Annotated in this window: 7 protein-coding genes and 3 pseudogenes; 2 read left to right on the forward strand and 8 right to left on the reverse strand. The window is 62.0% G+C overall.

Going from position 1 to position 11,732, the window contains the following annotated elements; all coding sequences use genetic code 11:
* Nucleotides 1-415: 415 nt before the first annotated feature.
* The 3 genes and pseudogenes from F4U94_RS23095 to F4U94_RS23105 all read right to left on the reverse strand — a co-directional run.
* Nucleotides 416-1,549: pseudogene (locus F4U94_RS23095) on the reverse strand (type IV secretory system conjugative DNA transfer family protein); the annotation flags it as partial.
* Between the two features lie 54 nt (nt 1,550-1,603).
* Nucleotides 1,604-2,716: pseudogene (locus tag F4U94_RS23100) on the reverse strand (Tn3 family transposase); the annotation flags it as partial.
* 57 nt (nt 2,717-2,773) lie between these two features.
* Entirely contained in the window at nt 2,774-5,731 is a 2,958-nt protein-coding gene (locus F4U94_RS23105) for a Tn3 family transposase (protein ID WP_031286087.1), read from the reverse strand.
* Between the two features lie 139 nt (nt 5,732-5,870).
* Between F4U94_RS23105 and F4U94_RS23110 the strand changes: the two genes are divergently transcribed.
* Nucleotides 5,871-6,446 (forward strand): recombinase family protein, encoded by a 576-nt coding sequence (locus F4U94_RS23110; protein WP_150412326.1) that lies wholly within the window; start codon nt 5,871-5,873, stop codon nt 6,444-6,446.
* 10 nt (nt 6,447-6,456) lie between these two features.
* On the forward strand, nt 6,457-6,723 hold the full coding sequence (locus F4U94_RS23115) for a hypothetical protein (protein ID WP_150412327.1): 267 nt from the start codon (nt 6,457-6,459) through the stop codon (nt 6,721-6,723).
* Nucleotides 6,724-6,752: 29 nt separating this feature from the next.
* Here the strand turns inward: F4U94_RS23115 and F4U94_RS23120 are convergent, their stop codons facing one another.
* The 5 genes and pseudogenes from F4U94_RS23120 to F4U94_RS23140 all read right to left on the reverse strand — a co-directional run.
* The gene (locus F4U94_RS23120; protein WP_150412328.1) at nt 6,753-7,079 is read right to left on the reverse strand and encodes a hypothetical protein; all 327 of its coding nucleotides are present in this window, start codon (nt 7,077-7,079) and stop codon (nt 6,753-6,755) included.
* Nucleotides 7,076-9,172, reverse strand: a complete 2,097-nt coding sequence (locus F4U94_RS23125) for a putative bifunctional diguanylate cyclase/phosphodiesterase (protein WP_150412329.1) — start codon at nt 9,170-9,172, stop codon at nt 7,076-7,078. The genes F4U94_RS23120 and F4U94_RS23125 overlap by 4 nt, the downstream gene beginning before the upstream one ends.
* A gap of 176 nt (nt 9,173-9,348) precedes the next feature.
* Nucleotides 9,349-9,654, reverse strand: a complete 306-nt coding sequence (locus tag F4U94_RS23130; protein ID WP_150412330.1) for a hypothetical protein — start codon at nt 9,652-9,654, stop codon at nt 9,349-9,351.
* 11 nt (nt 9,655-9,665) lie between these two features.
* Nucleotides 9,666-11,462, reverse strand: coding sequence for a methyl-accepting chemotaxis protein (locus F4U94_RS25415; protein WP_150412331.1), 1,797 nt, complete (start codon nt 11,460-11,462; stop codon nt 9,666-9,668).
* 164 nt (nt 11,463-11,626) lie between these two features.
* A pseudogene (locus F4U94_RS23140) lies at nt 11,627-11,732 on the reverse strand (IS5/IS1182 family transposase); the annotation flags it as partial.

The following is an 11,732-nucleotide window of genomic DNA, read 5'->3' on the forward strand; positions in this document are numbered from 1 at the left end:
TACAATTGCTCCATGGAAGCCGATATCTACGAGGTCGGTGGTCAGCAACGGTCCTGGTAGAATCAATCAAGCGTTCAGTGTTCGTTCTTCAACCTGGCCAAAATCGCAGCTTCGGGCCGACTGGGCCTTGTTAGTGTGTGGGATTTGGCGAACCATTGCGCCCAGCCATCCAGCTTCGCGCCCAGCCGCACCGTCGCAATTGGCTTTCCAAGGAAGCCAGGCGGATAGCGCGGCGATCCATCCGAGAGGGGAGGGCAGGCGGAAACCTCGCGACGGGCGCGATTTCCGGTCCGCCCAGCTTCATTCCAGGCGTCGGATAGGGTTTCGGGCGTCGGAACCGCCTACGGCGCTCTACGGGCTTCCCAGGACGGGCCGATTTTTCCGGCGCGAGATCCTCGCGGCCGTTTAAACGGCCTCACGCCTTGTCGAAGCGGCCTGCGAACTCGCGATCGGCATAGTATTTGAGCTTGGCGGCGACGATCGGCCGTTGCCCCGCGAGGAACAGGAGCTGCAAATCCTCGCGCAGCGTGCGGACTTCATCCGGCGTGAGCAGGGGCCGCGCGACATGCTGGACGCCGAAGGATATGCCGGTTTCCTCGCTGTCGATCGCGCGGCTCATGGTCTCGAATACCACCGTTTCCTGGCCGAGCAGATCGGAGACGAGCTTGGCGCTGTCGTGATCGTTGACGCCGAACACCTGCAGCACGCCGGCGTTCGACAGGAAAGTGCCGGCGCGGTGCTCGTAGAGCGCGCGGAGCTGGTGGACGTCCTGCAAGATCGGCCAGAGCTGGATGCCGTAGCCGGCCATCAGGCCCATAGCGCGCTCGACGGGTTCGAGACGGCCGAGCGCGGCAAATTCATCGAGCAGGAACAGCACCGGGCGGGCAGGGGAGGCCGGGGCGCGCGCGAGATCGGTCAGACCTTGCGCCAGCATCAGGCGCAGCCAGCGCGCATAGGTGGCGAGCCGATCGGGCGGCAGCACCAGATAGACGGTGGTGGGCTGCGCCTTCACATCGGCAAAGGTGAAATCCGATTTTCCCAACACGGCCGACATGCGCGGGCTGTCGAGAAAATGGGTATGGCGCTGCGCGGCTGACAGCACGCCGGCCGCCTCGCGGTCGGACTTGCCCAGGTGGCGGTTGGCGGCGCGCGCGATCAGACCGCGCGCCTGCGTGCTGCGGGACATTTCCCGCAGCATCCTTTGGAAATTGTCGGGCGCGAAGGTGAGGCAGTCGCGCAGGGCTTCCAGCGTGCGGTCTGTCCCTTGCGATTCCGGGTCGCAGGCCACCCACAGGAGGATGCCGGCGATCAGTGCCTTGGCTTCCTCGTTCCAATGCGCCTCGCCGGCTTCGCCGGGGGCGTCATAGACCAGCGCATCGGCCAGCGTCATAGCATCGTCGGCGAGATCGAGGCCGGCAGGGTCGAAGCGATCGAGCGGATTGAACGCGGCCGAGGGGATGCCCGTCACCCCGAACGGATCGAGGACATGGACCGGGCCGAACCTGGCGCGATGGCGGGCGGTGATGCGGGCATTCTCGCCCTTGGGAGGGCATAGCGTGGAAGGTACGCTAAACAACGCTAAGGGAGAACAACCGAGGAACGCTTAGGCGGCGCGGCTGTCCGGCGGAAGATTGAGGGCCTTGCGGCCAGCGGAAGCGGCGGCTCGATCCCAGAGGAAATCGCCGGAAAAGGCAATATGCTCCCAGCCAACCGGCGACGTATGGACAAGCAGATCATCGGGGACCGGGGCCGCTGCCGATCGCAGATGCTGGGCGGCGTCGGCCATGTAGATCGTGTTCCAATAGACGATCGCCGCGATGACTAGGTTGAGGCCTGATGCCCGATATTGTTGAGCTTCATGGCTGCGGTCGATGATGCGGCCCTGGCGGAAGGTGTAGATCGCTTGCGTCAGGGCATGGCGCTGCTCGCTGTTGTTAAGGCCGGCATGGCATCGCCGGCGCAGATCGGGATTTTCAAGCCAGTCCAGCATGAACAGGGTCCGTTCGATCTTGCCGATCTCCTGTAGCGCGACGTCGAGCTGGTTCTGCCGTTCGTAGGCGGCGAGCTTTCGCAGCATGACCGACGGCGCGACGTGGCCAGCCTTGATCGACCCCACGAGGCGCAGCACGTCGTCCCATTGTTCATTGATGATGTCGGTGCGGATACGCTTGCCCAACAACGGGGCGATGGACGGATAGGCCGAAACCGGCGCGATCGGCGCAAGCCGCCTGTCCGGAAAGTCGCGCAGGCGCGGGCAGAAGCGAAATCCCAGCATCGCGCACAGGGCGAAGACATGATCGGTCGCTCCGCCGGTGTCGGTGTAATGCTCGACGATCCTGAGATCGGTGCCATGGCTGATGAGGCCGTCGAGGACATAGGGCGCTTCATGCGTGGCGGCCGAGATCACATTGACGTGGTAGGGCCCGCGCTGATCGGAAACATGGGTGTAGAAGCTGAAGCCATGATCGACGCCATAGCGGGCGTTGATGTCGCCGCCCGATGCGCCGCGCTTCGCGCCCCTGAAGAACTGACCATCGGAACTGGACGTTGTGCCGTCGCCCCATACCCGCGAGAATGGCAGGCGGTGGTGCGCGTTGATGAGGACGGCGAGCGCCGCGCGGTAGCTCTCGTCGCGGATATAGGCGTCATGGGTCCATAGGAGTTGATCGCGCGTGACGCCCTGGCTCGCGGCGGCCATGCGCGACAGGCCGAGATTGGGGTGACTACACGAAAGTGACGTATCTGCACGGAAAGGGCGAACGGATAGCGAACGTCACGCGGCAAGTAGGGAGTTGACGGCGCGCAGCGGTCGCAAGGCGTCCGGATCGGGTTGATCTTCAACATTCCAGCTATAGTCACCGGTCAGCGAGATATGCTCCCAGCCCAATGGCGCGATGTGGCGTGCGATTTCGTCGGCTGTGCCGATGTCCGCCAGCGCCATTTCGAGATAGCGAGTGTTCCACAAGATGATGGCGGCGACGAGCAGGTTGAGGCCGGAGGCGCGATAGGTCTGGTTCTCGAACCGACGATCGCGCAGTTCGCCGAGCTGGTTGAAGAAGAGCGCGCGGGCGAGCGCGTTGCGGGCTTCGCCTTTGTTGAGGCCCGCCTGGGTGCGCCGGCGCAGGTCGATGTCGCGCAGCCAGTCGAGCATGAAAATGGAGCGTTCGAGGCGGCCCAGCTCGCGTAGTGCGAGGGCCAGTCCGTTCTGTCGCGGATAGGCGGACAAGCGGCGCAGCATTGCCGAAGCAGTGACGGTGCCGGTGCGGATCGACGTGGCGAACCGCAGCAGTTCGTCCCAATGCGCCGCGACATGACCCAATGCGATCGGTTCGGCCGTCATGCCGGCAAGCAAGGGGCCGGATTCTTGGCCGGGAAGGAGGTGTAAACGACGCTCCTTGATGTCGCGCAGGCGCGGCGCGAAGCGGTAGCCGAAGAAGGGCATGAGGCCGAACACATGGTCCGATGCCCCGCCCGTATCGGTGTAGTGCTCCTCGATCGTCAGGCCGGTCTGGTGATACAGCAAGCCATCCAGCACATAGGGCGCTTCGCCAGCGGTCGCCGCGATCACCCGACTTGCGAAGGGGTCATATCGATCCGAGACATGGGTGTAGAAGGCAACGCCTGGTTCGTTGCCGCTGCGCGCGTTGATGTCGCCGATCGCGGCCCCACGGCCCCCGGCATGAAATTGCTGTCCGTCGCTCGACGAAGTGGTGCCGTCTCCCCACAGCGCGGCGAGCGGCATGGCGCGATGGGCGTCGATCAGCCTTCCCAACGCTTCGCCATAGGCGGCTTCGCTGATGTGCCAGTCGTGAAGATGGGCGAGCTGACGCAGACTTGCGCCCCGGCAGGTTTCCGCCATGCGTGTGAGGCCGAGATTGATGCCATCGGCGAGGATGACCGTGAGCAGCGCATTGCGATCGTCGGCTTCCCGGCCCGAACGACGATGGATGAAGCATTCGCTGAACCCGGTCCAGGCATCGACCTCCAGCAGAAGATCGGTGATCTTCACGCGCGGCAGTCGATCATAGGCGGCGCGACGGGCAATCTCGGTGGCGGGCGGTGTTGCCGCCTTCAGCGGCGAGATGATGAGACCGTTTTCGTCAAGCTTAACCTGGGGCAGCTCCCCTTGCCGTGCAAGGACCGTTACCTGCTCGATCGCCGTGTCGAGCCTGGTGCGCCGTTCCTCGATATGGCGCTCGAAATCCGTTTCGATGGCGAGCGGCAACGGCCCCTTCTCGCGCAGCGCCGCAAAGGTCGCCGGCGGTATGAGATAGCTGTCGAAATCGCGAAACTGCCGGCTTCCCGCGACCCATATATCCCCGGCTCGCAACCGCTCGCGTAGTTGCGACAAGGCGCATAGTTCATAAGCGGCACGATCAACGATGCCATCCCGCAGGACGAACGGGCGCCATGCGGGCGGCACAAAGCGTAGCGGCACGCGATCAGGCAAGCGCCGTTTGCCGGTCCGATATAGCTCCGCGATGATGGCCAGCGCTGACAGGAGCCCCTGAACCGCGCCGGCGCCGCGAAACTCGAAGGCGTTGAGAAAAGCGCCGACAAAGAGCTTCACCGTCCGATGCCGCTCGATCAATTCGGCGGTGCGATCGACGGTTTCCGGTCGCCCGAGCACTTCGGCCTGCTCGACGGCCACGGCGAAGTGCTGCCAGTCCAGCGCCTCGATCTGCGCCAGAGAATCCACGCCCTTGCTGCGCGCGTCGATGAGGAGGCGGCAAGACCCCGTGAGCGTCCGGAGGTGGCCTTGCAACTCGCGCACCGTCTTGAGGGCTTTGTCGCGGGTCCGGTTCTCGGCGCGGCGCGCCATGCTGCCCAACAGCTTGTCGAACATCGTCAGGGTGGCGTCGGTCAGGCTTTCCTCAAGCCGGATGCCGGTTGCCGCCAGCGTCGCATGGCGGCGCAGGGCATTGAGTTCGCCAAGGTGCTGGGGTGTGATGCGGCTGCCTTCGTCCGCCAGCCTGTCAAAAGTCAAAGCCGGGATCATGTCGGCACGGGCGCGATCGAGGCCCAGCGCGCGGATATAGGCGAGCCGTTCGATCAGGCGCAGGATGTTGCGCGCTGCCGGCGATTGTGGCGCATTGCGCATCCAGGATAGCCATGTCGCGACCTGCCCCGGTCGTCGGGCCAGCAAATCGTCCAGGCCCTGAAGGGTGTCAGGCAGCAGGCCATTCGTGAGCACTTCATAGGTAAGCTGTTCGGCTTGCTGGCGCGCCCGCCGCAGCACCGCTTCGAGAATCGACGGAGAAGGCAGGAGGATCTGCAGGCGCCGGAGTTCATCGACGATGACGTCTGCCATCTGGCCGGGGTGTATGATGGTCTGCGCGATTGGGACCGAGAAGGCGACAACTTCACGGAAAGCGTTGCGGTCAAAAATCCTGAACCCGTGCGATCGTCGGATTTCGACGAGATGCTCGCGACGGGTCTGGTCCCGATGGGCATAATCCGCGAAGGCTGCCGGCGCGACGCCGAGTTGCTGCGCCACATAGGCGAGCACAGGAGCGGGCGGGACTTCGCCCGCTTCCAGCGCACGGCCAGGCCATCTCATATATAGCATGAGCATCGCATAGCCGAGCCGGGTGGCATCGCCGCGACGGCGGCCGACAATTTCCAGGTCGTCGCTGGTCAGCGTATAATGACGCGCGATCTCGCGCTCATCGAGCGGCGCGCCATAATGCCTCGCCCAGATTTCCAGGCTCACCAGTCGCCGTCTCGCCAAGCATCATCTCCTTCGCTTTGCGTGTCCGTCAGACGGTCCTCTGGCGGACAGCAGGAATATGTCCGTCAACTCTGGACCCGCGATGGCGATTCGGACAAGAATGCAAATCAATGGGAAAACGGACAGATCAGGACGGTACGTGGCATTGATCGGCTATGCCCGGGTTTCGACGGGCGATCAGAAGCTGACACTCCAGCACGATGCGCTGACGGCAACCGGATGCGAGCGCATCTTCGACGACCATGCGTCCGGCGCGAAGACCGATCGACCGGGTCTCGCCGAAGCGCTTGCCTATCTGCGCGCCGGCGACACCTTGGTAGTCTGGAAGCTGGACCGGCTCGGCCGCTCGATGAGCCACCTGATCGATACGGTTGGTGAGCTCGCCGCGCGCGACGTGGGCTTCCGCTCGCTTACCGAGCAGATCGATACCACCACCTCAGGCGGAATGCTGGTGTTCAACATCTTCGGATCGCTGGCTCAATTTGAACGCGACCTGATCCGCGAACGTACCAACGCCGGATTGAAAGCAGCGCGTGAACGAGGAAGCCTTGGCGGTCGGCGCCCCGTCATCACGCCCGACAAGTTGCGCAAGGCACGCGATCATATCGCTGCAGGCCTGACCGTTCGTGAAGCCGCTACCCGTCTCAAGGTTGGGAAAACCGCGCTCTACAAGGCGCTTGAACGCACCACTGCCAACGCAGCGGACAGAACATGAGGCAAAACTGATGGACGAACGCGACCCCAACATTGTCACTTCGAGCCTGTCCGGCATCGTCGACGAGCAGGGCGTCAGGGTAATGGTCAACATCATCAGGCTGGAGAATGAGTCGGGATGGTCGCTCGAAGTCGAGAACGAGCACGGGACCTCCACGGTCTGGGATGACATGTTCGCAACCGACGATGCCGCTTATGCCGCTTTTCGTCAGGCCGTCGACGAAGAGGGCATGGGCGCTTTCCTCGATCAGGCTGTCGTCATTCCCTTCCGACGTTAGTACCGGTGCCGTTCGCTGTTCGTTCGGATCTAGCGTACGTAAATGTCACTTTCGTGCAGTGACCCCATATAGGCTGTCAGCCAGATCGGCGCGCTGCCGAAATAGACAATGGCAAGCACCCCGGCATTGGCCACGAGTATCAAGTACATCAGCGGAATCATACGCGAGAGTGCGGTGAATTGCGCCCGTAGCAGTTCCGGGTTGTCTCGCGGCACGGCGACGAATCGGGCGAGACGAGAAATCGCGATGTGCATGATGGTGTCTGGCCCCACAAAGGCTTCGGTCACGGCCGGCGGTGCAGGAGCTTTGCGCATAGCGATGCTCACTTTCTGGAATGTCCCTCCGCTATCGGTCATCGGTTTTGAAGTCTCTGCTTCAGCGCTTCTGGCGTGGAAAATTCTTTCGGTTCCCGATTCTCGCCCGCCACCGCGATCTGTCCAGCACTGACAATATCGGCAAGAGCAGCAGGGTGACCGAGCAAGAAGCCTTGCGCTTCTTCGCACCCTTCAGCGTTCAGCATAGAAAGCTGATCGTAGGTTTCGATGCCTTCCGCAGAAACCGGAATGCCGAATGTCTTGCCGAGCGCCAGCACGGCTCGAATGATTGCAGTCGTCTGCGGATTGGCAACCGTGGACGAGAAGAAAGAACGGTCGATCTTGATTTTGTCGAAGGGGAAAGCACGCAACGTGTCGAGCGAGGAATAACCGATCCCGAAATCATCGAGCGCGATGGAAACACCGAGACCCTTTATCTGCCGCAGCATATGCAACGCGCGTTCCCTGTCCGCGAAGATCGTCGATTCCGTCAGCTCGAGTTCCAGTCGTTCGGGGGGCAAACCGGTCTGAACCAGAATCTCCATGACGATGCGGGGTAGATCGGCATGGACGAACTGCACGGCCGACAGATTCACCGCGACTTTGTAGGCTTGCACCCAGGTGGCCGCTTGCAAGCAGGCGGTTCGCAGTACCCATTCCCCGATTGGCAGGATAAGGCCGTTTTCTTCAGCCAGAGGGATGAACTCGGTCGGGCCGATCGGGCCTAGCTGCGGATGCTCCCAACGTAGCAGTGCTTCATAACCGCGTATCTCGCCCGTCGAGACCGCCGTCTGAACCTGATAATGCAGCGATAGTTCATTGCGGGCGATCGCGTGGCGCAGATCGGCGGCCAACGATCGACGCGCTTTTATCTTCTCATCCATTCCCGCTTCATAAAAGCAGATATTGCGCAGCGGATCAGCTTTCGCTCGATACATGGCAAGGTCGGCATTGTTGATGAAACTTTCCCTGTCGGTGGCGTCGTCGGGGAAGACCGCCACGCCAAAGCTCGCGCCCGGTACGATCTCCGCGCCATCGAACTGGATCGGCTTGAACAGGGCTTCCTCAAGACGGGCGAGCAAGTCGGAAATACCATCTGCATCGTCCATGCGGTAAAGGGCCGAGAATTCATCACCGCCGGTTCTGGCGACAAATTCGCCGTCATCCTCGCGTAGCAGACCCTTGATGCGCTGGCCGAGCACGCGCAACACTTCGTCGCCGGCGTTATGGCCGCGCTGGTCGTTGATCTCCTTGAAGCGGTTGAGGTCGATACCGATCAGGGCCAGCCTGCCCTTGCTTTCGCGTGCCCGCGACATTTCAAGGTCGAGGCGTTCGTTGTAGTTGGCGCGGTTCGGCAGGCCGGTGAGTGTGTCGTTCATCGCCAGGCGGCGCAGCCGTTCGATCGAATCCGCCCGCGCGTTGTCATCGATCAGATAACTGACCAGCCCGGCCCCGACGATGACGAAGGACATGGCCGCGATAGCGATGGCGAGCGTCTGTAAGGCTTCAGGGTTGGAAAACGAGCCATTCACCAGCAGCGGTTGGACGCGGAATGCGGTCATGCCGGTGAAGTGCAGCGCGACGATCGCCACGGCGAGCACGCCGGCCATGAGGGTGGCAGGGTGCCGGCCTGGACGCATGGCAAGATGCAGCGCCAGAGCCGACAGAGCGACCGAAAGCACGATGGAAGCGACCAGATAGGGCCTGTCCCAAGTCACGATGCCCTGCACCCGGTAGGCCATCATGCCGGTGTAGTGCATGGCCGCGATCGCGAGGCCGACGATAGCCCCGCCAAGGGCGGGTGTGAAACGCGCCCAGCGACTTCCGGCAAGCATGAAGCCGATCGTGCTGCCCACAACGGCGATGAGCAGCGAAACGACCGTCATCACCGGGTCGAAGCCGATCGGCACGCCGGCGTCATAGCCGAGCATGGCGACGAAATGCGTACACCAGATCGCAACCCCGGCCGCGAGCGCGGTCATGAACAGCCAGCCATATCGCTGGCCGCCTACCGTGCCGGCCATCCGCAGGAACAACCGCGCCGTCACCCATGAGCCGCTGACGCAGAGCAGCGCGGCCAGCAGAACCAGCCAAAGGTTATGATATTCGACTATACATCCAACTACTGTCATCATCTATGATGGCCCCGAGGCATCCGCCTTACGTAGAACGCGGTTTTTCTCCACTTAGGCAGAATGTTATTTCAACGTGATTAAGCATCGCGGTTGTCCCGCATGGCTTTAATTTGGCACTCGACTTCCTCACGGACGGCGCGGGCAAGTACGGATGGCCTCATGATCGTTCCCGGCCCTTAAACCGAGCTTGGCGGGAGACTGCGTGACACAGCCATATCCGCAACGATCCTGAGTGCATCGAGAAGCTGTTGGGGATTGCCGGCGCGATAGGACGCCAGCATTCCGTCGAGCTTATCCAACTCCGCGAGAATGAGTGTTTTGCTATGCCGGAAAGCCTCTTCCTGCCCCGGCTCAACATTCTCGTTTTCCAGCCGGCACAGCTTCTCGGTCACACCCATGATGAACCGTTCGACGGTTTGCATGAAGTGCTCATGCGGTGTCGTGGCGCTGGTGTCCAAGGGGAGGGGGTGGAAGCTGATCACGGCGCAGGCTCCTAGAATTCCTGCCAATCGTCCGAGCGTGTCGCCATGGCCGCCGACCCTTGGGTGGCGAGCCGCAACCGAGGCGGTGCGGAAGGGGTTTGTTTTTCCATAGTCCTGCGTGCCGGTTGAGGGGCGGCGGGCTTTGCCTTGGCTGCCACTTCCTGACCGAGCTGGAAGGTTGCGAGAAGTGCTTTCAACTGTTCGGCCTGATCGGCAAGGCTCACGCTGGCGGCCGATGTTTCTTCAACCATTGCGGCGTTTTGTTGCGTGCCCTGGTCGATCGTGCTGACAGCCGTGTTGATCTCGGAAAGTGCCGTTGACTGTTCGCGCGAGGCTTCCACGATGGCGAGGACATGCCCGCTGATCTCCTGCACGTCACCGATGATGGTTTGCAGCGCCGTGCCCGTTTCGCCTACGAGCGCCACGCCGGATTTGACCTCATTTTCAGACTTGGCAATGAGCGCCTTGATTTCCTTGGCGGCCTTGGCCGAGCGTTGGGCCAGCTCGCGGACCTCCTGGGCGACGACAGCGAAGCCCTTGCCGGCATCGCCAGCGCGGGCAGCTTCGACACCGGCATTGAGCGCCAGCAAGTTCGTCTGAAAGGCGATCTCATCCATCATGTCGGTGATATTGCCGATCTCGCGCGCTGAACGCTCGATTTCGGCCATGGTGGCAACGGCCTGTTGCACAACCTGGCCCGATCTCTCGGCGCTGGCCCTGGTTCGCATCACGACGCTGCCGGCTTCCTCTGCCCGCTTGGCCGAGTTCTCGACGGTCACTGTAATCTCATTGAGTGCAGCAGCGGTTTCCTCGACGGATGCGGCCTGCTGTTCGGTGCGTCTCGCCAGATCGCCGGCGGCCGAACTTACCTCTCCGGCCGCGCCATCAATGGACGAGGCGTTTTGATCTACCGTCTGCAAGGCGCTGCGCAGGGTCTCGACGGAATTGTTGAAATCGAGCCGCAGCTTGTCGAGCGCCGGAATAAAGGGTTGCGCAATCTCACACGCCAGGTTGCCGGCCGCAACATTGCCAAGGCCCGCGCCGATCTCCGTCACCGCATGGACCCGGCCGGTAATATCGGTGGCGAACTTGACTACCTTCATCACGCGGCCGTCCGGATCGAAGATCGGATTATAGGATGCCTGAATCCAGACCTCCCGCCCGCCCTTGCCGATGCGCTTGAATTCTTCGGCTATGAATTCGCCACGCTGCAAGCGCCGCCAGAATTCCACATACACGGCGCTCTGAGCATAGGCCGGTTCGACAAACATGCGGTGATGGCGGCCCTTGACCTCGCTCAGATCGTAGCCGAGCGTCGAAAGGAAATTCTCGTTGGCCGTCAGGATTTCGCCATCCACCGTGAATTCAATCACGGCCTGGGCGCGTGATATGGCGGCGAGCTTGCCAGCATCGTCGGCGGCCTTCAGCTTGGCAGCGGTAGTGTCGGTGGCGAACTTCACCACCTTGATGACCTTTCCGGAGGCCGAGAGAACCGGGTTATAGGTTGCCTGAATCCAGACCTCGCGCCCGCCCTTGCCGATCCGCTTGTATTCGGCGGAGTCGAATTCTCCCCGGCCGAGCTTTTGCCAGAACGCGACGTAATCGCCACTTTTGGCATAGGCAGGTTCCACGAACATGCGATGATGCTGGCCGGCAAGTTCGCGGGCCTCGTAGCCCAGAGCGGCTAGAAAGTTCTCGTTCGCGGTAAGAATGTTGCCGGTCGGATCAAATTCGATGATCGCCAGCGATTTGTTCAAGGCAGCAAGGACAGCATCCGAAATCGTCCTGCCAATCAGTTTCTTCAACATTAGGTTCCCCTTTTCCCCAGAGAATGATTTGCAGCACGTCGCAGGGCTGCGCTTGCGAATTCATTTGAAATGCGCCGACGGCATCATGCCGGGCTTATCAGCGACGGGGAGGATTGAGCCTGATGCGAGATCGGTTCTATCTTAGAGCCCGATTCAAAAGTTTCTCAGGCGTAGCAATACCTTGCGGTTCTGCGGATGAGCATGCGGATAGAAGCGATCATAGCCCAGGCGGTTGAAGAGGCGATGGTCGCTTCCCAGTCCTTTGCGAGG

The sequence above is a fragment of the Sphingobium limneticum genome (assembly GCF_008710155.1).
Taxonomy (GTDB): domain Bacteria; phylum Pseudomonadota; class Alphaproteobacteria; order Sphingomonadales; family Sphingomonadaceae; genus Sphingobium; species Sphingobium limneticum.